This is a genomic window from Wolbachia endosymbiont (group B) of Longitarsus flavicornis, from assembly GCF_964028135.1.
Lineage (GTDB): Bacteria > Pseudomonadota > Alphaproteobacteria > Rickettsiales > Anaplasmataceae > Wolbachia.
Window position 1 is genome coordinate 1,073,164 of sequence record NZ_OZ034758.1, and the last position, 23,186, is coordinate 1,096,349.

The 23,186-nt window shown below is 35.5% G+C and carries 19 protein-coding genes and 8 pseudogenes; 15 read left to right on the plus strand and 12 right to left on the minus strand.

The features are described from left to right. Positions 1 to 85 precede the first annotated feature (85 nt). A complete protein-coding gene (locus ABWU45_RS04940) occupies positions 86 to 316 on the minus strand; it encodes a hypothetical protein (RefSeq protein ID WP_353278045.1) in 231 nt (76 codons plus the stop codon). 157 nt (positions 317 to 473) lie between these two features. Here ABWU45_RS04940 and ABWU45_RS04945 point away from each other — a divergent pair, with 157 nt between their 5' ends. Beyond that, on the plus strand, positions 474 to 875 hold the full coding sequence (locus tag ABWU45_RS04945) for a hypothetical protein (protein WP_353278047.1): 402 nt from the start codon (positions 474 to 476) through the stop codon (positions 873 to 875). A gap of 447 nt (positions 876 to 1,322) precedes the next feature. On the opposite strand, the pseudogene ABWU45_RS04950 reads toward ABWU45_RS04945, so the two are convergent. The 3 genes and pseudogenes from ABWU45_RS04950 to ABWU45_RS04960 all read right to left on the minus strand — a co-directional run. Continuing rightward, positions 1,323 to 1,643 (minus strand): annotated as a pseudogene (locus tag ABWU45_RS04950) (IS4 family transposase); the annotation flags it as partial. 232 nt (positions 1,644 to 1,875) lie between these two features. After that, positions 1,876 to 2,820: an IS110 family transposase gene (locus ABWU45_RS04955; protein ID WP_353277894.1), complete on the minus strand. Its 945-nt coding sequence runs from the start codon at positions 2,818 to 2,820 to the stop codon at positions 1,876 to 1,878. Positions 2,821 to 3,041: 221 nt separating this feature from the next. Beyond that, positions 3,042 to 4,001, minus strand: a pseudogene (locus ABWU45_RS04960) (IS4 family transposase); the annotation flags it as partial. A gap of 109 nt (positions 4,002 to 4,110) precedes the next feature. On the opposite strand from ABWU45_RS04960, the gene ABWU45_RS04965 reads away from it, so the two are divergent. Beyond that, the gene (locus tag ABWU45_RS04965) at positions 4,111 to 4,554 is read left to right on the plus strand and encodes a hypothetical protein (protein ID WP_264683362.1); all 444 of its coding nucleotides are present in this window, start codon (positions 4,111 to 4,113) and stop codon (positions 4,552 to 4,554) included. A 21-nt stretch (positions 4,555 to 4,575) separates the two neighbouring features. Then, positions 4,576 to 4,824, plus strand: a complete 249-nt coding sequence (locus ABWU45_RS04970; protein WP_264683361.1) for a hypothetical protein — start codon at positions 4,576 to 4,578, stop codon at positions 4,822 to 4,824. 48 nt (positions 4,825 to 4,872) lie between these two features. Here ABWU45_RS04970 and tnpC read toward each other — a convergent pair whose 3' ends face one another. The 3 genes from tnpC to ABWU45_RS04985 form a co-directional block, all read right to left on the minus strand. After that, entirely contained in the window at positions 4,873 to 6,225 is a 1,353-nt protein-coding gene (gene tnpC, locus ABWU45_RS04975; RefSeq protein WP_353279066.1) for an IS66 family transposase, read from the minus strand. A gap of 1,273 nt (positions 6,226 to 7,498) precedes the next feature. Then, positions 7,499 to 7,816, minus strand: a complete 318-nt coding sequence (locus ABWU45_RS04980) for a hypothetical protein (RefSeq protein ID WP_353278049.1) — start codon at positions 7,814 to 7,816, stop codon at positions 7,499 to 7,501. 116 nt (positions 7,817 to 7,932) lie between these two features. Next, positions 7,933 to 9,081, minus strand: coding sequence for an RNA-guided endonuclease InsQ/TnpB family protein (locus tag ABWU45_RS04985; RefSeq protein ID WP_353278050.1), 1,149 nt, complete (start codon positions 9,079 to 9,081; stop codon positions 7,933 to 7,935). 82 nt (positions 9,082 to 9,163) lie between these two features. Here ABWU45_RS04985 and tnpA point away from each other — a divergent pair. Further along, positions 9,164 to 9,496 (plus strand): annotated as a pseudogene (gene tnpA, locus ABWU45_RS04990) (IS200/IS605 family transposase); the annotation flags it as partial. Positions 9,497 to 9,690: 194 nt separating this feature from the next. Here the strand turns inward: tnpA and ABWU45_RS04995 are convergent. Next, a pseudogene (locus ABWU45_RS04995) lies at positions 9,691 to 10,710 on the minus strand (IS4 family transposase); the annotation flags it as partial. Positions 10,711 to 10,817: 107 nt separating this feature from the next. Here ABWU45_RS04995 and ABWU45_RS05000 point away from each other — a divergent pair. The 8 genes and pseudogenes from ABWU45_RS05000 to ABWU45_RS05035 all read left to right on the plus strand — a co-directional run bounded on the left by ABWU45_RS05000 (position 10,818) and on the right by ABWU45_RS05035 (position 15,188). After that, positions 10,818 to 11,027 carry a DUF6290 family protein gene (locus ABWU45_RS05000; RefSeq protein WP_353278052.1) on the plus strand — a complete coding sequence of 70 codons (210 nt, stop codon included), beginning with the start codon at positions 10,818 to 10,820 and terminating at the stop codon, positions 11,025 to 11,027. Between the two features lie 78 nt (positions 11,028 to 11,105). After that, on the plus strand, positions 11,106 to 11,285 hold the full coding sequence (locus tag ABWU45_RS05005; protein ID WP_353279088.1) for a type II toxin-antitoxin system RelE family toxin: 180 nt from the start codon (positions 11,106 to 11,108) through the stop codon (positions 11,283 to 11,285). Between the two features lie 218 nt (positions 11,286 to 11,503). Continuing rightward, positions 11,504 to 12,356, plus strand: a pseudogene (locus ABWU45_RS05010) (replicative DNA helicase). A 51-nt stretch (positions 12,357 to 12,407) separates the two neighbouring features. Further along, positions 12,408 to 12,653: pseudogene (locus ABWU45_RS05015) on the plus strand (PD-(D/E)XK nuclease family transposase); the annotation flags it as partial. A gap of 358 nt (positions 12,654 to 13,011) precedes the next feature. Then, positions 13,012 to 13,290: a hypothetical protein gene (locus ABWU45_RS05020; RefSeq protein ID WP_012481962.1), complete on the plus strand. Its 279-nt coding sequence runs from the start codon at positions 13,012 to 13,014 to the stop codon at positions 13,288 to 13,290. A 43-nt stretch (positions 13,291 to 13,333) separates the two neighbouring features. Further along, a complete protein-coding gene (locus tag ABWU45_RS05025) occupies positions 13,334 to 14,137 on the plus strand; it encodes a reverse transcriptase domain-containing protein (protein WP_410541939.1) in 804 nt (267 codons plus the stop codon). 318 nt (positions 14,138 to 14,455) lie between these two features. Beyond that, positions 14,456 to 14,596, plus strand: a complete 141-nt coding sequence (locus tag ABWU45_RS05030; protein ID WP_019078704.1) for a hypothetical protein — start codon at positions 14,456 to 14,458, stop codon at positions 14,594 to 14,596. A gap of 52 nt (positions 14,597 to 14,648) precedes the next feature. Further along, complete coding sequence (locus tag ABWU45_RS05035) at positions 14,649 to 15,188, plus strand: reverse transcriptase domain-containing protein (protein WP_353278054.1); 540 nt, start codon at positions 14,649 to 14,651, stop codon at positions 15,186 to 15,188. A 179-nt stretch (positions 15,189 to 15,367) separates the two neighbouring features. Here the strand turns inward: ABWU45_RS05035 and ABWU45_RS05040 are convergent, their stop codons facing one another. The 4 genes and pseudogenes from ABWU45_RS05040 to ABWU45_RS05055 all read right to left on the minus strand — a co-directional run bounded on the left by ABWU45_RS05040 (position 15,368) and on the right by ABWU45_RS05055 (position 19,141). Continuing rightward, positions 15,368 to 16,645, minus strand: a complete 1,278-nt coding sequence (locus ABWU45_RS05040) for an IS4 family transposase (RefSeq protein WP_353277994.1) — start codon at positions 16,643 to 16,645, stop codon at positions 15,368 to 15,370. A 102-nt stretch (positions 16,646 to 16,747) separates the two neighbouring features. Then, positions 16,748 to 17,287 (minus strand): annotated as a pseudogene (locus ABWU45_RS05045) (IS4 family transposase); the annotation flags it as partial. Positions 17,288 to 17,340: 53 nt separating this feature from the next. Beyond that, entirely contained in the window at positions 17,341 to 17,979 is a 639-nt protein-coding gene (locus ABWU45_RS05050; RefSeq protein WP_353277993.1) for a hypothetical protein, read from the minus strand. Next, positions 17,945 to 19,141, minus strand: a complete 1,197-nt coding sequence (locus tag ABWU45_RS05055; RefSeq protein ID WP_353277991.1) for a hypothetical protein — start codon at positions 19,139 to 19,141, stop codon at positions 17,945 to 17,947. Before ABWU45_RS05055 ends, ABWU45_RS05050 begins: the two co-directional genes overlap by 35 nt. Before the next feature lie 341 nt (positions 19,142 to 19,482). Here ABWU45_RS05055 and ABWU45_RS05060 point away from each other — a divergent pair, with 341 nt between their 5' ends. From ABWU45_RS05060 to ABWU45_RS05070, 3 genes and pseudogenes are all read left to right on the plus strand, one after another. Then, positions 19,483 to 21,114: a recombinase family protein gene (locus ABWU45_RS05060; RefSeq protein WP_353278055.1), complete on the plus strand. Its 1,632-nt coding sequence runs from the start codon at positions 19,483 to 19,485 to the stop codon at positions 21,112 to 21,114. Then, positions 21,032 to 22,506 (plus strand): annotated as a pseudogene (locus ABWU45_RS05065) (YifB family Mg chelatase-like AAA ATPase). Before ABWU45_RS05060 ends, ABWU45_RS05065 begins: the two are co-directional and overlap by 83 nt. Positions 22,507 to 22,585: 79 nt before the next feature. After that, positions 22,586 to 23,089 (plus strand): hypothetical protein, encoded by a 504-nt coding sequence (locus ABWU45_RS05070; RefSeq protein WP_353278056.1) that lies wholly within the window; start codon positions 22,586 to 22,588, stop codon positions 23,087 to 23,089. Positions 23,090 to 23,186 lie beyond the last annotated feature (97 nt).

Here is a 23,186-nt window from a genome sequence, read left to right on the forward strand (position 1 = left end):
TGTAAGTCGCTCATTTATTGCATCTACAGCTCTTGACCGTACTTTTTTTTTGGAAGACTTGGAAGATCTTTTTCAAGAACACTGTCTAGGAAGATAATAGTGTATTCCAATCCACGTCCTCACTTTTAGTTTTTTTTTCATTTTCAATATCATATTGATCAGCAACCACAGATAATAAAAAATCTTCCATTTCACTATCTATTGCTTCTCTGAGTAGTTTTTCTGCTAATGCTTGAGCAGGTTGCTTAGTAAGTTCAGATAATTCAGCAAGATGCTGTAAAGTTTCTTTACTGAAAGCTAAATTAGCGTTTGCCATAAGTTTTACCAAGTTCTACTACTCTATAATTATACAACATTTTCATGAAATTTTCAATAAAGAATTGTTAAGGTGAAGAGGAAGGAGGGCTGTATAATTTGTTTTAACTTTCGTGAAAACTGTGTTGGAAAGCTAATATGCTATTAATAATATATTAATGCTTATATGTTATAATTATACAAATTTTTTTAAGGAGTATATTATAGCAAAATGTAATCAGAAGGTGGAGTGGTTAAGGTGTAGAAACTGCGAGGACAAATGTGAGAAAGATCTGTCTGAACGTGGCTTAAGAGTGGTGGAGGAATGCCAGGAAAAATGTAAGCAAGCTTGGAGAGATGCTTGTGATGAGAAAGTTAATCCACTTCACGATTGCCACAGATGGTGTGAAAGAGAGTACCCTAATTGGTCTAAATTAATCGAGAGATCAACATGCAAGGCAAAATGTAATAAGTGGTATGAATCTCCTTCACAAGAGTCAGCACCCATTGTCACAAGTGATGTATTAAGAGATATTGGAGATAACTTCTATACCCTCGCAGATTTAGTGTCTGTTCTGTAGCAGATACAGGTTAAAAAAGTGTGAGGCTTCTTTATTTTTTCCTAAAATTTTCAATAAAGAATTATATCGGGAGAATGGATCAGGAAGAAGGGCTGTATAATGTATATTAATTGTTTTGACTTTTGTGAAAATTGTATTGAAAAGTAATCATACTATTATTAGTATAGTATTAATGCTTATTTAGTTTTTTAATTAAGAAGAATATTATGTTAGGAAATTTACAGAGTGAAAAAATAGGAGTAGATTTACATCACTGCCATTAAGTTAAGGGAAAGAGAAGTTAAGATTGGACAAAAAATTTGAAGTGATTGATAATTATGGTAAATACTAGGGTGAATTTTTAAGAAAAGGGAGTCTGAAAAGTGCAAGTTATTTAAAAAAGTAATAATTGCAGGTTATTTTGCAAAGAATGTACTAATGCAATGATACTGAAAAGATATCTTGAATTTAAAACACATGTTTTCTAGCTCTTTTCTGGTAGTTGAGTGAACGAATATCAGATATCTTATGACGATCAACTCTTCTCCCTTTTCTCACCACTAAAGTGTTCATCAAAAATAACTGTGATAGTCGATCCATAATGCAGTCTATGTCTGACTCTGTAGAAAAAATATCAAAGGCTAAGTTTTTAATCGCATTAAATGAGACAGATTTATTGATGCTTTTTTTTAGTTTACTATTCTGTGAGCTCAATGTCTCTTCATCATCTTCTATCATGATACTTTCTAGATTACTGATGAAGATAGTTGACCAAAAATCCTGCTTGATCAACTATGTTTTTTTTAATTTTTTGAGTTTAGTTTTATTACAACTCTTGTTTATAATTTTGTATTTCTACTCAACTAAAAAATGTATTTTCGGCAATAAAAAATCTAATTTATTACAGAAAAAGAATTTTATATCAAACAGCTGTTACTGCTTAGATCTTATGATTAATGAATATGTGCTTTCAGTTTGTGTGGGCGCACATATTCATTAACCTATTTTCTATGCAGCTTTTTTATTTCATATTAATTGCTTCTTTAAGTCGTGCATTGGCAATTACTATGATCTTTCGCATTAGAGCTGTTATAGCCACCATCTTCTTTTTACCTCTACCAATAAGATCAGAGTAAAAAGTACCAAGTGCAGATTTAGATCTTGTAGCAGCCATCGCAGCTGTAAAAAGCTTTGTACGAACATTGCTTCTACCACCTGTTATTCTTCGATAGCCAATAGTTTTTCCACTTTCCTTTGGATGTGGCGCAACTCCAGCAAGACTTGCGACTTCTTTTTTGTTTAAGTAGCCAAGTTCTGGCATTAGACATACAAAGTCTTGAGACAATTTTGGACCTATTCCTGGCACTGTTCTAAGGATTTTTTGGCGCTTCTGTAACTCTGGATTTTCATCGATAATCTTTTGTATGGAATCGTTGAGCTCCTTTATCTGACTGTTAAAAAAGTCAATAGTTTTTTGGCAACTTTCTTTTACATAGCTGTTTTCAGGTGCTTCTAATCTGCATTTCTCTTGAGTTCTCATTTGCGTAAGATCATCACGACGTTGGCAAAGTGCAGCTAAAGTTGTTTGTTCCTTTGACATAGGTACAAATAGAGGTAGAGTACTATAGCGTTCAAATCCATATTGAGCAATAGCTTTTGCATCTGATTGATCAGACTTTGCTAAAGTTCCATGAGATAAGGTAAAGCTTTTTACTTTGCGAGTATTAGCTCGATGTACAGCAATATTCTTATCAACAAGAAAATGTGCTAAGCCAAGTTCGTACTTTCCTGTGTTCTCCAAAGTTACTAAAGAATCAGGTAAGATATTTGAAAACTCTTTAAACAATTGTTGCCAACCAGCAGTATTATTGTTAAATGTAACAGCGTTTTTCTGATTGTGAACTGCAACAACATTTTTAAATTTTCCGATATCAATGCCTATAAAATTTTGATAAGATGTAATCATGATAACCTCGATAGTTTAATTAATTTAAGATTGTAAACGGGTGCATACATATGTCCCACGCAACTATTCAAACGTATCGAGAGATAGGGCTAGTGTACCTTGATCAATACGGTTGTAATACCAATTGTTTCACCGGTCGCACACACCCGTGATAACTCTATTCCTATAGTGATTAGAGTTATCTTCCCTCTTGTTTCCTTTATATCACATTTTTAACTTACAATAGTTTCAATACTTTTTCCTGTGAAATTCTCTAAATTTAATCTTCCCTTCAGCCTAGAAAAAAATGTTTCTACTCCCCAGCGCAAGTAATATAATCTCTCAAACTCTTCAACTGTAAAACGTTTCTCATCTAACAGAGATGTTACTAACACTTCAACTTCGCCAGAAGAAAGTATTATTTTGACTAACCTGAATTTCATCTCATCAGGTAATCCTAGCTTTCGTAGCTGTCTTGCTACTTTAATAGGTGCGGTAGACACTACCACCGTACTAGATGGGCTTTCCGGCTTAAACATAGCGTTTATTTCATTGAAAGACGAACTTGAACAGCGAATTATATAATTGATTTTCCTTCCTGTAAGCTCAGCAAGAAATCGATAAGATACGTATCCTCTATCACAGATTAACAAATCGTCTGATTTTATGGATTCAAGCATACCGATTGCTAAATCAACCTCATAGCTGTCACCTCTACTTAGCACAGATTTTATTGCAATATTATTTAGCACATCGTAACAAACTTCAAAGGTTGCACTTGTATAGTCTTCAAATCTCTGGATTCCATTCCATACTGCTCTTGAGCTAAACTCACCTATTATTTTGTCGCTCTTTGGCAGAATCAGTATTGAAGCATCAAATGCAAGTACTCTGAAGCCATGGTGGGTTTTAAATTCCTGATCTTGGTAGTATAGGGAAACTATATCATCATTTAACTCTGAAAACGCAGTATGTTTTAGCTTCTTTCTTGCTTGAGTAAATGCACTTGCCGTAATTGTATAATCTTTTCTTGTATGCAGAACAAACTCATTAAGCATCACTTGTAATGACTTTACACTCTTTCTAAAAATCAGGAGAAATACATTAACGAAGGGCAGCTTTCTTTTTCGTGAGAAGTCTTTTGAGGATGCTCTGTGTGCGTTTATAAAGTTTAAACTCATCAATTTATTTTTTATAAACATGATTATTCTTTTTTTTACTCATGTCATTACTTCTTTTAATTTGTGAATCTTACCTGATTTTATAATACAGTTCATCACTTTTCCTTAACTTAATGGCAGTGAGTTTGATATGTTCTTAACAGAAGAACAAGGAAAGTTATTTGACCAGTTATATGAAGAATTCAGAAAGGTTGATGATATTGATGCATCTTTAAGAGAAATAAAAAACAAAGAAGATCTTCTCGCTGTTTTTAATGTATATTATTTCACCAATGGAGATACAATTCTTGGATCTTATGAATCATTAAAGGTAAAGCAAGTTCAAGCGGTTTTAAATCGTGCGAAAGAACTAGATATTCCTCTTGCAGACATTTTAAATATGCGAGTTTTTTTATTAAGTTTTGATAGTGAAAGTAAAAAAAGAGAAAGTATCTCACTAGATGGATGCATTAAAAATCCTGATTTTAAATTTCTGCCAGGCGTTTTACATGCAATTAATGAAAGTTACGGATTAAAATCACTTTGGGAAGTTATATCTGAAGATGATCGTGAAAGGATTAAAACTCGATTATAGAAAGATGCAGCTAAGAAAGGAATGAAATTTGGTGCTATTGGTGGTGCTATAACTGCATTGGCAGTTGGGTTAGGATTGTATTTTGGTACTAGCGCTGCATTAACGGTATTGCCGACTATAATTGGTATAGCCTTAGTCGCTGCATTAGTAGTTGGAGCTACGATTGGTGCTATTACGTACGATGTTTTAAAGCCTAAGAGTTGTGTAGATACCGTTTATACAAAAGGGTTTGACACTGTAAAACAAGAAGCTGATACAGTGGCAATGTAGTTAAGTAAAAAAAGGAAGAAGTTTCTTGTATCCGTTCAGAGGTGTGGCTTAAGAGACAATAGATAGAAGGTTTTGAAATGGATTTAACTTTTTTTGCCTCCAAGTGAGATACAACGAAATTATCCGCTCAAGGAATCTATTCCCTCGCTCTGACTGTGCAAAATATGAATTCTTACGATAGACAACATAATGCCGTATTTGTCGCTCAACATGATTATTCGTTAATGGAATATTCTCTGGATCATCCAAAAATGTCCACATCATTGGCTCGGATTTTATAATACCCTTTACCGTTCGTGAAGCTCCTTTTGCTTCAAGTATATAAGATATTTTTATCATGCAGTACTGCATAAATCTTCGTAACTCTTTAGCTTGCTTAGTGAACTTTGAAATACTAATTTCATTTTCTGACAAAGCGTTTTTTAATGTAAATAATCCATTAGCTGCATCTTTTAAACAATGGCCAAGTCTCATTACTTCACTATTCCAGCTATGAGATAACCTCTCGAAATTTCTCAATAAGTGAGCCCAACAAATTTGTCGTTTTTCATCACTGAAGTGGTTGTAAACTCCATATCTGTCGGTAATTACCCGATTTTTGTAATCACAAAATGCACTATTCTTTAAAAACTTCATTCCTCTTGTATCTGCTAACTTCATAAGACTTGCTTTATTGTTGGCAAACATCCAGCACCATTCCAATTTACCTTTGTTATAGTGACTGGTTTCATCAATATGCAAAATTTCGCTTGCTTTCATTTCTTCCTCTATTTGTTCATAGGCTTCTTTACATTTTGACGAGACCCTTGCTTCGCTATTGGACACACTACCAACACTTATACTCATGTTAAAGATGTCTTTCATGATATTCGCTATTTCTCGCTTTGAATTCTTATAAAACCCACTTAGTGATGCAACTACTGACTTAACTCTAGGACCAAAGGTATCAGGTGTAACTCCTTCTGGTAATTTGCTACTCCTTCTTTTTCCGCATTTACGACAGCGCCCATGTTCTAGTTGGTATTCCACTACGTAAGGCTTAATTTTTGGGAGATCAACATTCTGGTGAATATAGGGTTTGTTGCATACTGCAATTTCTCCACCACATTCACAAGTATCATGTAATCTTACTCTAATTACTTCATCTGCTTCCATTTTTATCCGATAATTTCCTTTATGACCAACTTGACCCCCTATCTTCCTGCCACCCTCTGACTTATCTTCTGGTGTGTCTTTTTTTATTTTGTACAGCTCTTTTGAACTTGGTAAAGATGAATTCCTTGAGTTCAAGCCAAGTCTCTCTCTTAGTTCAGCATTCTCTATTTCTAAGATTTTATTTTTTTCTTCAAGCTTTGCTACTTTTTGCTCTAAGTTTTTACATAACTCTACAATACTGATCAACAATTGAAGCATCTAGCCTTACCTTACTATCAACATTTTCTGTTATTATTACTTTGATATGTTATGTCAATTCTTTTTTATCCTTACCATACCTCTGAACGGATACAGTTTCTTCTTCCTTTTTCTCCAAATTTTTTACTTCGTTAGGTACCCTTAATCCTATTCAGGGTACCTAGATCTGATAATAGGTGTAACCATTGCTCGAACAGAAACAATGTTTTTAGCGTCGTTCTTTAAAGAATGACACTATTTTCCATTTGATTAGAAGCCCCTTTTTATTGTTTTAGTTATTCACAGAATTGTTAATAACTAAGTTGATAACCTAGTAGAGTATATAATTTTACATTTCTGAGTACTTTGGAGATTTATAATAAATATGATCTCCAAATACTAATATATATATAATTGAGAATAAAAAAACTGTGGATAACTCTAAAAAGTTATATTTATTTTAATATTTTTTAAAGAAAAGAAACAACCATTAAGGGAGCCAAGCTAATACAATCATATAAAAGATTACATATTTGGTTATAATTTTAATATTTTTCTAACAAAAGCCAATAAGGGGGTCGTATTGGAGCTAAAAGATAAAATTTTTAAGTGCTTTTGAAGTGATACTTTAGGTATTTTTAAAGTAATACTTTAAAGTATCAATTGAACATTTTTGAGCATTAATCTGGAGGTTCAACAGGCACTTTTTTATGCTGTTTGAGAAGAGCAAAAATTTCATTTTCTCTTTCTGAAAGCTTGTGTTTCTTATATTTTCCATAATATACATTATGTAATTTTCGATGCTAATAAAAATATCTGCCAATCTTTTAAACAACAACCTATCGAACCTCCGGATTAGTACTTAAAAGGAATTATTAAAGTACCTCTTTAAGTATTAAGAAGCACTTAAAATTTCAACCTTTAGCTCCAATACGACCCTCTATTTGTCTTTATCTTAAAAAGCGTTAAGATATTTATCAATTGAGTAAGTTTTTCTGTAAATATTTCAATCTAATCATACTCTTTTTGATGTCTTTTTTGATCTTTTTCAGAGTTATCCACAGTTTTTTTATTCTCAATTATATATATATTAGTATTTGGAGATCATATTTATTATAAATCTCCAAAGTACTCAGAAATGTAAAATTATATACTCTACTAGGTTATCAACTTAGTTATTCACAATTCTGTGGATAACTAAAGATCACAGATATTTAAACAAGAAAAAGGTGCTCTTGCTCGAACAGAAACAGTGTTTTTAGCGCCTTTCTTCAAAATCGCATTATATATACAGGTCATCAGGACAAGGTATTCCTAGACGGTTTCTTTCGGCGAACCACATGATGAATTCACTGAGGACATCGGCGATATCATCGGTGAACTCAGTTTCCGTATGAATCTTTTCAAACTCGTCAAATATCAAATAATGAAAATCTCTTTCCTCTTTCTCAAGAAAGATGTGACCTTGCTCAACAAACTGACTGCAAGACTGAAACACTTCCATCTTTGACCTCGTTCTTCTTGAGCCTAAAATGAGTGTGTTTGGCAGCAGTGTCCTAAGATCTGCGATCACTTTAAAGCCAATGCCGTGTTCTTCCACGACTACTGCGTGTAGCCTATGCTCGTATTTGCTGAGAAACTCATGAATATCATGTTCAACTGTGAAAACTGAGTTGACATCCTCCCCGCCCTAAAGGGCAAGGATTCCTACCACGTTCAGACCGAAGTCTGAATCATCTCGGCGGGTTCCTGCTTCATCGGTAGGCTAAATGCACTATCCCCTCCACAGGCAGACACGGCATGCCCTGCCGCTAAAATGTTACGAGCACCATTTACATCAGCGTTCGTTGTATATCCGCATACCTGACACATGAATTTGCTTTGTGATAGGCGGTTTTCTTTTGCAGTATGACCACAGCAGGAACATCTCTGGCTAGTATACGCCGGCGTTACAGCTAACACCTGACCTCCGCGCCAAAGCTGCTTGTACTCAAGCTGGCGACGCATTTCGTACCAGCCTTGATCCAGTATCGAGCGGTTTAACCCAGATTTTGCACGTACATTGCGTCCATGCTGTTCCACCGTACCTCTTGCTGACTTCGACATGTTGCTGACCTTCAAATCCTCAATGACTATGATCGCGTGGTTTTTGCTGATTTTCGTTGTGGTTTTATGAAGGTAGTCGCGGCGGATGTTGGCGATATTTAAGTGCAATCGCTGAATTTTCCGCTTCTGCTTCTGCCAGTTGGCACGGAATTTAACTTTACGACTTAACTGACGTTGTAGCTTTGCTAGTTTATGCTGGTTAGATTTGAAGCTATTCACAGGCTCGTATACCGAACCATCGGAAAGAGTGGCAAGTTTGGCTATCCCAGCGTCAAGTCCAACCATCGAAGTGGATTCATGATGTGGTTCAGGAACCTTATATTCCGTCTGAATGCTAACATACCATTTGCCACATGACTTGCTGATGGTGACGTTTTTTACTTTACGAGTGACTTGACGGCTGTTGCGATAGCGCATCCATTTGAGTTTAGGCAGGAAAATCCGATTGTTTTCCTGATCTAGTTTCACACCCTGTGGATAGCGGAAGCTATCATTCTGACCCCGTTTTTTAAAACGGGGGAATGCACTCCTTTTCTGAAAGAAGTTTTTATATCCGCGATCCAGATCTTTCAGAGATTGCTGTAGTGACTGCGCTGGGGCTTCTTTAAGCCATTGAGTTTCAGTATCATTTTTCCATTCAGTGATCCATGCAGACATTTTTGTGTAGGAACTGTACTTATTACCCGCTTCGTAATTCTCGTGTTGGAAAGCCAACGCTCTGTTGAATACAAAACGACAAGCTCCAGCAGAGCGCCGCATATCACGCTCTTGCTTACCATTTGGTATTAACTGGTATTTAAAGGCTTGTAGTCGTTTCATGTTTTCTATTATATTTTGGTATATGACAAAAGAAAACAATATTCGACATGGTAGGCACTGTGTTTTCCTAATGCACGTCCACTTGATATTTGTCACAAAATACCGGAGAAAAATATTTGATCAGGATGCAATAGAAAAACTCCGAAGCTACTTTACCAGTGTATGTGATGATTTTAATGTTGAATTGATTGAAATAGATGGTGAACGAGACCATGTTCATTTGCTGATCAATTATCCTCCAAAGCTCCCAGTATCAAGACTAGTTAACAGTCTGAAAGGAGTATCAAGTCGATTACTTCGTAGAGATCGACCTGATATCGCCAGTTTCTATTATTATAAGGGTGTTCTGTGGACACTGCCATTAAGTTAAGGGAAAGAGAAGTTAAGATTGGACAAAAAATTTGAAGTGATTGATAATTATGGTAAATACTAGGGTGAATTTTTAAGAAAAGGGAGTCTGAAAAGTGCAAGTTATTTAAAAAAGTAATAATTGCAGGTTATTTTGCAAAGAATGTACTAATGCAATGATACTGAAAAGATATCTTGAATTTAAAACACATGTTTTCTAGCTCTTTTCTGGTAGTTGAGTGAACGAATATCAGATATCTTATGACGATCAACTCTTCTCCCTTTTCTCACCACTAAAGTGTTCATCAAAAATAACTGTGATAGTCGATCCATAATGCAGTCTATGTCTGACTCTGTAGAAAAAATATCAAAGGCTAAGTTTTTAATCGCATTAAATGAGACAGATTTATTGATGCTTTTTTTTAGTTTACTATTCTGTGAGCTCAATGTCTCTTCATCATCTTCTATCATGATACTTTCTAGATTACTGATGAAGATAGTTGACCAAAAATCCTGCTTGATAGTTTCAATACTTTTTCCTGTGAAATTCTCTAAATTTAATCTTCCCTTCAGCCTAGAAAAAAATGTTTCTACTCCCCAGCGCAAGTAATATAATCTCTCAAACTCTTCAACTGTAAAACGTTTCTCATCTAACAGAGATGTTACTAACACTTCAACTTCGCCAGAAGAAAGTATTATTTTGACTAACCTGAATTTCATCTCATCAGGTAATCCTAGCTTTCGTAGCTGTCTTGCTACTTTAATAGGTGCGGTAGACACTACCACCGTACTAGATGGGCTTTCCGGCTTAAACATAGCGTTTATTTCATTGAAAGACGAACTTGAACAGCGAATTATATAATTGATTTTCCTTCCTGTAAGCTCAGCAAGAAATCGATAAGATACGTATCCTCTATCACAGATTAACAAATCGTCTGATTTTATGGATTCAAGCATACCGATTGCTAAATCAACCTCATAGCTGTCACCTCTACTTAGCACAGATTTTATTGCAATATTATTTAGCACATCGTAACAAACTTCAAAGGTTGCACTTGTATAGTCTTCAAATCTCTGGATTCCATTCCATACTGCTCTTGAGCTAAACTCACCTATTATTTTGTCGCTCTTTGGCAGAATCAGTATTGAAGCATCAAATGCAAGTACTCTGAAGCCATGGTGGGTTTTAAATTCCTGATCTTGGTAGTATAGGTAAATTATAAATATATTATTATACAGCCCTCCTTCCTCTTCACCTTAACAATTCTTTATTGAAAATTTCATGAAAATGTTGTATAATTATAGAGTAGTAGAACTCGGTAAAACTTATGACTGATTCAGGTCTTAATATTAGTGAAAAAGTTTTAAAAAACCTTGCTCGTCTAGCTAAAGTAAAAAATCAATCAGTTCAAGAACTAGCAGAGCAATTCATACAAGAAGCAATTGAAAATGAAGAAGATATGGCAATAGCCAAACTCGCTATTCAACGCGACACTCGAAATGCAAAATTCATCAGGCATGAAGATATCAACTGGTGATAAGTATTTAATCTGCTATGAAGAAAATGTAGTTCACAAACAAGCCTTCCAAAGACAATATGGTCAAGGATAAAAGAAATTGTAAAAGAGCGTCTTACGCTTTCTCCTGAAAAGGCAGGAGATCCTTTACTTGGTGAGTTTAAAGGGCATCGTAGAATACGATCTGGTGATTATCGTTTGGTTTATAGAATAAGTAAATTAGAACGTACAGTAATAATTACTGCAATAGAACATAGAGAATACATCTATAAAAGTTAGAACCTTCCTATAAGCATAGTATATTTAATTATACAGCCCTCCTTCCTGATCCATTCTTCACCTTAGGCGGCTTTGCTCAGCTCAAAAATAACCATTTTTTTGGGTACCCCCCACTATAAGTTATATTATATTATATTATTTATATATAATATAACTCATTGGGAGAGGCGACGAAAACAAGATCTTGAGTTTGAGGAGCCTCCGGTTTTAGGTGAAGAATGGATCAGGAAGGAGGGCTCAGGGTCGATGAGGACGTAAGGCCAATATTTGATTATCTCAAAGACTACAGAGAATACATCGATAAACGGCTAGCAAAACCCGACGAAATAGAGGGAATAACAACAGGAATAAAGGAGCTTACAGGTGGCTTCAAGGAAGGAGAGCTCTCTGTGCTTGCAGCACGCACTTCAATTGGTAAGACCTCAATAGCACTACACATGGCTCTAGAGGCCGCAAAACCTTTAAAGGATCATGAATATGTTTGCTTCTTCTCCCTCGAAATGTCAGCAAACCAGCTGATTAACAGAATCATCAGCATTGAAGTCAATGAGACAATCAACACCATCATCAAGAAGAAGAACATGGAGCTTCTGTACCAAGGATTAAATGAATTAGCCTTTTTAAATCTCCTTGTCGATAGTTCAGGAAGTATGGATTTAAATGTTCTAAGAAAAAAGATCGCATCAATTTGTAATAAATACAGCATAAAATGCATCTACATTGACTACTTGCAGCTACTCAGAGGATCAGGAAGAACAGAGAACAGAACGCTTGAAGTGACAGAAATCAGCAGAACTTTAAAGAACATCGCCAAGGATTTTGAAGTTCCTGTTGTCGCGCTATCACAAATTAGTCGCAGAGTAGAAGAAAGGCAAAACAAAAGACCGCAATTAGGAGACTTGCGAGAGTCAGGAACAAGATGCCGACATAGTTTTACTACTCTACAGAGACAGCTACTATAAAATAGGCTCTAATAACGAACTGGAGATAAATGTCGCAAAGAATAGAAGTGGCTCAACCGGTAAAGTCACCGTGCCTTATCAGGTTAATACGGGTAGAATATTAAATTGAAAAATCACAGAAAATAGTGTATAATATTAATAATTTTGAAGCGAATTCCTTATGGCTTTTTCTAAATTTCTCGATCCAAAAAATGATGTTGCGTTTCGGCGTATCTTTGGTACAGAAAAAAATAAAGATATCCTCATTCATTTTCTCAATGATATTCTGGGCTTTACTGGCAAAAATCAAATAAAAGACATAGAGTTTCTCAGCACTATCATGGATGCTGAAATTGCCTCTAAAAAACAAAGCATTGTTGATGTTCTCTGCAGGAATGAAAGTGGAGTGCAAGTTATAGTTGAAATGGTGCGACCTGAAAGTCTTCGGTCATATTGTTTAAAAGGAGAGGAATTCATTCAGAAAGAAACTGAAAGGATTCTAAAACTTATTAAACCAGATGTTTTGCCATCTGAGTCTACGCATCAGTGCGAATCGGGCAACCGGTTGGTGCCAAGCGATGCGGACAATGAACCTCCTCTTGAAAAAGAAGATGCTCAATCGTGAGAGGAGCATAAACTACAAGCATCATGTTGTTGGAGGGCTAGGCTAGTGGTATGGTGAACGTAAGTGAAGCTTCATAAGTATCGTAATGATTAAGGAGCTAAAGATGCTGATAAGCTCTGACCAAAAGGTAATGTGGATAAGTTACATTTTTCATTTCTAGATGTACGCAAATAATAACTCCACCGGTATAGAGAAGCCACCTAACCCACTGTTGTATGATAGAAGGAACAGGGTAAGCCTGTATTTTCGCCTACATGGCAAGCAAACCGCAAGGAATGCTGATGGAAGTGCAGGTAAAGGAGAATGGAGAAAGCGAATGCCATTTTGTAACGAAATGGATAGAATTTGTAACATTAATTCGCGTGAAAACGAGCAGACTTCCATTTGGTCCCTCGTGACAAGAAACTTTGTTAACCACTTAAGGGAGGAAAGCAGATGATTACAGATAAAACTGTAAGTGCACCTACCGACAACTCCGAAGCATGGAAGCAATTGCCATGGAAGAAGTGCCAAAAGTTGTTATAAGGCTACAAAGACGTATTGTTAAGGCTGTCCAAGAAGGAAGATGGGGTAAGGTAAAAGCTTTACAACATCTTCTCACACGCTCTTTTAGCGGAAAAGCTTTGGCTGTTAAGAGAGTAACTGAAAACCAAGGAAAAAACACAGCGGGTGTAGATCGTCAACTATGGTCAACTTGCAATGCTAAATTTCAAGGAATAAAGCAGTTAAAGCAAAGAGGATATAAACCTTCTCCGCTAAAACGGATTTATATCAGTAAATCTAATGGCAAAAGAAGACCTCTTGGAATACCAACGATAAAAGATAGAGCCATGCAAGCATTATATCTGTTTGCCCTGGAGCCAGTATCTGAAACGATCAGCGACCGTCACTCCTATGGCTTTAGACCTAAAAGATCCTGCGCGGATGCTATTGCTGCTTGTCACTTATTACTGGCAAGACGCAATCGACCACAATGGATACTAGAAGGTGATATCAAAGGGTGCTTTGACAACATTAACCATGAATGGCTTATGAAGCATATTCCTATGGAGAAGAAAATTCTGCATAGTTGGTTAAAGGCTGGTTTCCTAGAGTCAAAAACCTTGTATCCCACAACTGCTGGCACTCCGCAAGGAGGTATAATTTCTCCAATACTAGCTAACTTTACCTTAGATGGTCTTGAACAGTTATTAGAAAGTCGCTTTGATAAATTAGGTAGCAAAAGAAGAGGAAAAATCAGAAGTGGAGTGAATGTAATTAGGTACGCAGATGACAGTGCGCCGTAGAAACACGGAAAGTGTTGAAGCTGTGCAGTAGATGAGGGAGGGCCCCTCGGAGCCGGTTTGCAAGAGCAGGCTTCAAACAGCCATAAGCTGCTTTGGTAAAGAGCTAAGGTAGTGAGCGTTATGGAAAAGGCACAATTATGTGTCATGTATGAAATAGAGAGACGAACGCAAGTGAACCACTGATGAAGTGTCGAAAGCGTAGAGACGACGTCAAAACCAGGGGGTAGTCGTTAACCTGGGATGAATCTACTGGGAGCTTGTTTACTGGGTAGGTGGCGTCCGGCATAAAAGTGGCGTGAATCTATTTTAGGCTATTGCATGGAACTACGGGAACCTGTCGTTTCGATGAAAAGGGAGAAGTCCAAAGAGCTGATCTCTGAGGATGAGAGTACCGATGCGAAAAACAGGGGCGGATTAGCTCGTAGTAGCGAAGAAGTTTCTGTAATGGAAATGGAGTGAAGGGGCTAAGTTATTTAGTTTTAATTATTTATCAACCGAAAGGGAGGAGTTAATGAATAAAACAAAGTCTTTTGATATACCGAAGCAACTTATTTGGAGAGCTTATAAACAAGTATCGAAAAATAAAGGTGCAGCAGGTGTAGATGAGGTCTCGATAACAAAGTTTGAAGAAAATCTAAAGGATAATCTATACAAATTATGGAATCGGATGTCATCCGGAAGTTATTTTCCAGAGCCGGTAAAAGCTGTTGCGATACCAAAAGATACAGGAGGGCAAAGAATTTTATGTGTGCCTTCAGTATTCGACAGAATAGCGCAAACAGCAGCTACAATGTATCTTGAGCCGTTAGTAGAACCGAAATTTCACGAAGATTCATATGGTTATAGACCAAATAAGTCTGCGCTGGATGCGGTATACACAGCACGGAAGAGATGTTGGAAAAATGATTGGACGGTAGATCTTGATATATCTGGATTTTTCGACAATCTGGACCACGATTTAGCACTGCAGGCTATCAAGAAACACACAGACTGCAAATGGGTCATACTGTATGTTGAGAGGTGGATGAAAGCCCCACTGCCATTAAGTTAAGGGAAAGAGAAGTTAAGATTGGACAAAAAATTTGAAGTGATTGATAATTATGGTAAATACTAGGGTGAATTTTTAAGAAAAGGGAGTCTGAAAAGTGCAAGTTATTTAAAAAAGTAATAATTGCAGGTTATTTTGCAAAGAATGTACTAATGCAATGATACTGAAAAGATATCTTGAATTTAAAACACATGTTTTCTAGCTCTTTTCTGGTAGTTGAGTGAACGAATATCAGATATCTTATGACGATCAACTCTTCTCCCTTTTCTCACCACTAAAGTGTTCATCAAAAATAACTGTGATAGTCGATCCATAATGCAGTCTATGTCTGACTCTGTAGAAAAAATATCAAAGGCTAAGTTTTTAATCGCATTAAATGAGACAGATTTATTGATGCTTTTTTTTAGTTTACTATTCTGTGAGCTCAATGTCTCTTCATCATCTTCTATCATGATACTTTCTAGATTACTGATGAAGATAGTTGACCAAAAATCCTGCTTGATAGTTTCAATACTTTTTCCTGTGAAATTCTCTAAATTTAATCTTCCCTTCAGCCTAGAAAAAAATGTTTCTACTCCCCAGCGCAAGTAATATAATCTCTCAAACTCTTCAACTGTAAAACGTTTCTCATCTAACAGAGATGTTACTAACACTTCAACTTCGCCAGAAGAAAGTATTATTTTGACTAACCTGAATTTCATCTCATCAGGTAATCCTAGCTTTCGTAGCTGTCTTGCTACTTTAATAGGTGCGGTAGACACTACCACCGTACTAGATGGGCTTTCCGGCTTAAACATAGCGTTTATTTCATTGAAAGACGAACTTGAACAGCGAATTATATAATTGATTTTCCTTCCTGTAAGCTCAGCAAGAAATCGATAAGATACGTATCCTCTATCACAGATTAACAAATCGTCTGATTTTATGGATTCAAGCATACCGATTGCTAAATCAACCTCATAGCTGTCACCTCTACTTAGCACAGATTTTATTGCAATATTATTTAGCACATCGTAGCAAACTTCAAAGGTTGCACTTGTATAGTCTTCAAATCTCTGGATTCCATTCCATACTGCTCTTGAGCTAAACTCACCTATTATTTTGTCGCTCTTTGGCAGAATCAGTATTGAAGCATCAAATGCAAGTACTCTGAAGCCATGGTGGGTTTTAAATTCCTGATCTTGGTAGTATAGGGAAACTATATCATCATTTAACTCTGAAAACGCAGTATGTTTTAGCTTCTTTCTTGCTTGAGTAAATGCACTTGCCGTAATTGTATAATCTTTTCTTGTATGCAGAACAAACTCATTAAGCATCACTTGTAATGACTTTACACTCTTTCTAAAAATCAGGAGAAATACATTAACGAAGGGCAGCTTTCTTTTTCGTGAGAAGTCTTTTGAGGATGCTCTGTGTGCGTTTATAAAGTTTAAACTCATCAATTTATTTTTTATAAACATGATTATTCTTTTTTTTACTCATGTCATTACTTCTTTTAATTTGTGAATCTTACCTGATTTTATAATACAGTTCATCACTTTTCCTTAACTTAATGGCAGTGGGTCTGATCTTACCCCCTCCGTTAAATTAAGTTGGTCTATTATCTGATTCATGTAGTCGAAAACTAATTGTAACTTTATTCCATACTTAGTATTGCTTTCATAGCCACTGTAGCTAGTACCATAACCTTTATACATCTCTTCCATACTGTTAGGTAGAGTAATATAGCTACTGTCCAATAATTTAACACTATTAAATTGCTGTAAGATTTTGCAATCAACTTGCAAGATATTTTTAAAGAGAATCACAGATTCATTATACATCCTTTTCATAAATTCCACTGCTTCTTCAGTAAATCTAAAATCCAAACCTTGTTTTGTTATATCTATCGAGTCCTCGTTTAGTAATTGACACATTGTTTCTACGCTACAATTATCAACTCCTATATTACCCAAGACCATGGCTTTTACGAATGATGAACCTTTTAGCTTTCTCTTTCTTTTTATAAACCTTGTTGTAATTGAGATTTTCTCTGCTTTTTCATTAAAAAATTCTTTGAGCTTTTTTGATAAGCTAGTTATTTTATTCATTGGTTCTCTCACTAAAAGTATATCTGGGAGAACTTATACCTTATTATTCTATCTCTTTCATACCTTTATTTCCTTAACTTGACGCGTATGATCTCAGTTACAGTCTTAAGCTGACAAAACAGTTTCACCATTGGCACTACATATAGATTCAGTAATAGATTTGGTATATCTTTTTTTAGAGTGATGAGAACTGTAGGGTGGACTCTAAGTTTATCTATAGTTAAAAATATCGCATCAGTACAAAAATCAAGGATTATTAGATTTACAATACGACCTTGATTACAAATATAATAAACTCCTTGTTCCACTTTTTCCCACATAAGTCTTGAATCATTCAACTTTGTTTCAAACCAGTCTATGACCTTTTCTGTATTTAAGTATATGGATAAGAGATGAAATCTCTGTTTTTGATAAGTGTTAGGTAAAATATGACGAGAACAGTTTTCACAAATAGCGTCATCACATGCTTCATCAAAGTCTGAATCAATAAAAATCTCATTACTACAACTTGGATCAACTACATTTGGCCAATCAAGACGATCTTCCTCACGAGAACAAACAATATAATACCTTTCTTGAATTTTTATCCATCCAAGATCAAATAAGTATCTTGCTGCTTTAATATGATTTTGGCTTGGATTTACCCAAGAACTATTTGAACTTAAAAGATCAGCAATTTGCTCGTGAAAGAATTTTAAGACCATAAGATTGTTCCATATGTTTCTTCAGGTCCTCTCTTTCTTTTTTATTGAGTGGATGCTCTGAATAATAAACTTCCCCACTTATTTTGAAAGAAAATGTTACCTTTTTGTTTTGGAACATTACTTTAGCTGATTGAATAGATTGTAGTATGTTGCCAATAGCTGGCTTTAAAATATGTAACTCTGGTGCAATAGGATCATATGGCTTTACACTCAAAGTAAGATATGTATTACTATTTTTAAAATAATCTGACTTAAAATTTAACTCAAATATACAAATGTCAGAGTCAGAACCATCTATACATGCTTGAAGAAATTTGTGCACTTGTAATGGAAAGTTCTTATCTTGTATACTTACAAAAGTACATTCGCAGTCAAAATACCCACTTACAATGCTATTTGCTATTTCCACAGCCTTGTTAGTATTTTTAGCACAGAGATTAACCTGAGTGCCATCAAGAGAAAAGTCTAAAATCATCCACTCAGGTTTATGACCATGAACAACTTTGTTTGAATTAAGCAGTAAATCCATGTCACTTCCTCGACGTACAAACATATATATTCGATCTTGATGATGGAAAAAACCCTGCAACTGGTCATCATCCTTAAGTATCTGCTCTACGGCTTCTCGTGACATAAATTCCTTAAATGAAGTATGTATTTGTCTTGGTGATTTCTGTAAAGCAAATGATACGAAACCTTTCTTTTGTACTTTATCAAAGTGATAGACAGATTTTAGAAGTTCACAATTTATGTGAAATAGTAAAAACAATAAGGATCTTTTATCATACTTGGTATTGTTTTTTACCAGGTACGATCTCATTAACTTCTCAGTCAGAGCAAATCTTGCTACTTCACTAACTGTAGCCTCAAGTTTTGTACGATCAAAGTAGCTAATGAGATAATAGTCAAAAAGAGAGTCAGAGTAACTGGTAAGTATCTTACGTTTTTGTTGAGTGGATCTATCGTCATAATTTCCGTCCTGAAAAAGTTGCCCATTTAAATGATTTTTAAAGCAATGCTGAAAAATGATGCTAAGTTGTTTACCAGAAAGGGAATCTAACCAAGATTGACGTACATTAGAATCCTGAAAACGTTCTAGTAAGAGGTTAACAGGAACTTCTAAATCACTCTCCCAGAATTCATTACTTGGATAAACATTCATGATACTTTAAATAAGCTATATCATATATAATATGATAATTTAAGCAAAGATTTTTTGGACATAATTTTTTCAAATCTTGTATATTTATTAGGGAGAATTTGTGTGAACTAGACAGCTACCTTGAATAAGGTATCCATTGGTTTAGTCTAAAATGGTAAAAGTTTTCTTTTAGCTGTTGATAAGAATTCTCCCAACCTATTAGAAAATTCACAGGAAGAAAAACATGCAAAAAGGGGATTTAACTATTTATTGCCGTTATGAACCTCATAGGTTAGCGGGTACATATTTGGCAGATGCTTATGAACAATTATTGAAATATAGAACTAAGGAGGTGAAAGAAAATGACAACGGTAAGCTTGTATGCAAGAGTTTCATCAAGACAACAAGCACAAGAGAATACGATAGAGAGTCAGATTGTAGAATTGGAGCGTCGCATTAGTAGCGATGAACATGAGTTATTAGATGAGCATAGGTTCATCGATAATGGCTACAGTGGATCAAACTTAGAACGTCCTGGCTTAGAGAGTTTACGTGATAGAGTAGCAGAAGGTAAGATTGATAAGATATACATTCATTCACCTGATCGGCTATCACGGAAATTTTCATATCAAATGATCTTACTCGAAGAGTTTAAAAAGGCTGGATCTGAAATAGTATTTTTGAATCATAAGTTTGATGATAATCCTGATTCCCATTTATTTCTACAGATTCAGGGAGCAATAGCAGAGTATGAACGTGCAAAGATTATGGAACGAAACCGTAGAGGTAAACTTCATGCGGCCAAAGCTGGGTGTATAAGTGTGATGGGTAGGGCGCCTTACGGTTATCGCTACATAGCAAAACACGTAGGTGAAGGAAGTGCTAAATTTGAGGTTGATGAAGAAGAGGCAAATATAGTGCGTAAAATATTTAGTTGGGTTGGCCAAGAAAGAGCAAGTATAGGAGAAGTTGTACATGAACTGAATAAGATACCGGTAATAACACGAACAGGAAAAAGGTATTGGAAAAGGAGCACTATTTGGAACATGTTAAAAAATCCTGCTTATATAGGACAAGCAGCTTATGGTAAAACTAGGACATGCTCAAAACCACAAGTAAAAAAGTCAAAAAAAGGAACTTGTGGTAAACTTAAAAGTGGTCGCTTTAACAGTGATAAAGAGAACTGGACTTATATTCCAGTACCAAAAATAATCAATGAAAATTTATTTGATTCAGTGCAAACACAATTAGCTGAAAATAGACAAAGAGCAAGAGTACGACAAAGAAGAGAAACATATTTATTGCAAGGTTTAATGGTATGTCAACGTTGTCAATATACTTATTGTGGTACAAACCACGTTCATAAAAAGTCGACATATTATTACTATCGTTGCTCTGGTACAAACTCTAGCAAATTCAATGGCAATAAAATCTGCGATAATAAATCAATACGCACTGATGTATTAGATGGAGTGATATGGGAAGAAGTCAAGAGTATCTTGAAAAAGCCAGATAGGATTGCAAATGAATATCAACGTAGATTATCAGAGAACAAAAAACCTTTACATAATCAAACACGTGAAAAGCAAGAAAGTAAGCTAAGATTAAGTATCAAAAAATTTATTGATAGCTATGCCAAAGGGTTTATAAGCCAAGAAGAATTTGAACCAAGAATCACAACAATGAAACAGCATTTGAAAGAAATTGAAGAAGAGAAAGAAAGAACGATTGATCAAAAAAAACTACAACAAGAATTGAGCCTTGTTACAGATAGCTTGAAAAACTTTTCCTCAAGCGTTGAGTCAAAGCTTGATCAAGTGGATTGGCAGACTAAACAAAATATTATTAGAATGTTGATTCATCAAATTGAAATCAATCACAATCACTTGTATATAGTATTTCGCATAAAAAATCTTGCACATTTTGATCAAAATAGCCATAATAGAATTATGCAATGTTGTACTAGTAGTCAATATTGTTGGACTGCCGGATAAAACTGTTGCAGAATCCAGAGAGCGCATCAGAGCAGCGTTAAATTCAATCAATCTTCTGTTACCTCCAAAAAGGATTACGGTTAATCTTTCCCCTGCGGATTTGCTTAAAGAAGGTAGTCATTATGACTTAGCTATTGCTGTTGGATTACTTGTTGTAATGAATGTGATACCAGTTGAAAAAGTTCAGTCTTATATAATTATGGGCGAGCTTGCACTAGACAGCAGAGTCATACCAATCTCAGGAGTACTTCCAACAGCAATCAGTGCAAAACAGGTAAATAAAGGAGTAATTTGCCCAAGGGGAAATGGAGTACTTTATGGGTAAAGAATGTTTCTATTCTGGCTATAGAGAAATTAACCGATATTATCAGACATTTTAAGGGTGAGCAGTTAATTCAGCCGGTAACTTTTAACTATAGCGCTGCACCCAAAGAAAAAAATTCAGTTCCAGATATAAAGGATATTAAAGGTCAAGTTGTTGCAAAAAGAGCAGCTGAAATTGCAGCAGCAGGTGGACACAATATGCTTCTTGTTGGACCTCCTGGTACTGGAAAATCAATGCTTGCTAAGCGATTTATAGGGCTATTACCCGATTTGACTGAACAAGAGATGATTGATGTTAATATTATCTCTAGCATAACAAAAGCCGGTAACGAAACATTTAAAGTAACTCGTCCCTTTCGTGAACCTCATCACTCATGCTCGATGTCAGCGATGATAGGAGGAGGGAAAAATGCAAAGCCTGGGGAAATCACCATGGCTCACAATGGTGTGTTATTTCTTGATGAGCTACCTGAATTTCCAAGGCTTGTGCTTGATTCTCTACGTCAACCACTTGAAGATAGAAAAGTTACTATTGCACGTGCAAATGCTCACATTACTTATCCAGCTAATTTTCAACTTATAGCTGCAATGAATCCCTGCAGGTGCGGTTACTTAGGTGATGCAAGTAGATCGTGCAACAAAGCTCCAAAATGCGGCACAGATTATAGAAATAAAATATCAGGACCTTTGCTTGATAGAATAGACATATGCATTGAAATGCCAAACGTTAGCATACTTTCTCCTGAAATCTCTGTGGAGGGAGAAAGTACCGAGGTTATAAGAGGAAGGGTGATAGCAGCGAGAAAAATTCAAACTGAGCGTTATAGTAAATTTAATATTCGTTGCAATGCAGAAGTCAGTGGTGAAGCATTAAATAAATTCACTGAACCAGATCAGGAAGGGTTAGAATTGCTAAAATACGTACTGAAAGAAAATTACATTTCCAATCGAGGCTATACACGTGTATTAAGAGTCGCAAGAACCATTGCAGATCTTGCGAAAAGTGAAGAGGTAAAGAAAGCACACATTGCAGAAGCGCTGAATTACAGAATAAGAATGTATAAATAAATTAATTTACTTGACAGGTAACTCTTTTTTGCCACATACTATCCCCTTAGTGAAATTTTAATATTTTAGGAGTATAGTTATGCCGATAGTAGAAAAAATCAAAAGTAAAGCTCAAGACGTTTATGGTAAGGGTCGTGATTTTGTAAAAGAACATCCGTATAAAACAGCTGCTACTTTTGCAGCAATTGCAGCAGTAGCTTCGCTTACGGCTGCTTATTTCTTAAGTCCAGCTTATGCAACTTTTGTTGGTACAGTTGGAACAAAGGCTGCAACACTTGTTAGTCCTGCTATTACTGCAATGTCTGCATTTGCAGTTGCTCATCCACTTGTTGCTAGTTTGGTAGTTCTTGCTGCATTAGCAGCTTTAATAACTGCACCTGTGTATGCATATAAAAACAGTAATAAGGCAAGTCAAATTGAGGAAGTAAAGCAAAGTGTACTTAATGCTTGTGAAAAAAATAGTGATGGTAATCCTATAATGAGTAATGAGGGTAATCTAACACTTGTTAGTAATAAAGATCCATCAACAATATTGAACGAAGTTGCGAAAGCAGTTAGATTGGTAACAGCACCAGCAAGATAAGTAATTTCAACAAAGAAAAAGGGATAGGCTTCTATCACTGCCATTAAGTTAAGGAAAAGTGATGAACTGTATTATAAAATCAGGTAAGATTCACAAA